Origin of the sequence: Frankia gtarii, assembly GCF_025403375.1 — a bacterium.
GTDB lineage: Bacteria > Actinomycetota > Actinomycetes > Frankiales > Frankiaceae > Frankia > Frankia gtarii.
On the sequence record NZ_JAMPTM010000614.1, the window covers coordinates 1 to 521 of the forward strand.

The following is a 521-nucleotide window of genomic DNA, read 5'->3' on the forward strand; positions in this document are numbered from 1 at the left end:
GCCATGAACCCACCCTTCCCCCGTGATACATCCGTCGTCGACGGGAATTCTTGCCGTTCCACGTTTCCAACGGGGGCATTTCCGCTTTCCGGTCACCATGCCGGTCCGTCCGACCACGGCTGCGCCCCGCCCGGCGATGACGTCGACCGGCCCGGCAACGCTATCGGGTCGGTAACCCATCGGGTCGGCCCGCCGGTGCCGGGTGGGCCGCGAACTGTCGGATCCGGCGGTGAGAATCGACCGATGACGTCGGCCAGCCCGTCGCACCCGGCCGCGGGACCGCTCGCGGACCTGTGGTCGGGGCAGTTCGCCCCGCGCCAGCCCCTGGCGCTCGTCGTGCTGCCCCAGGTCGGCTTCGCCCTGGCCTACCACCCGCCCACCAGCCCGCCACAGGCCAGCCCGCCGGGTGCACCCGTCACCCTGGCGGTGCCTGCGCCCGAGCCCGGCGAGGCCGCCGGCCTGCTCGCCGAGACCGAACGGCGCTGCGCCCCCCGGTGGGTGTGGTGGTCGGCGCCGACGAC

Annotated in this window: 1 pseudogene; it reads left to right on the top strand. The window is 74.1% G+C overall.

The features are described from left to right. Positions 1–243: 243 nt before the first annotated feature. A pseudogene (locus tag NBZ83_RS32570) lies at positions 244–521 on the top strand (DNA polymerase); the annotation flags it as partial.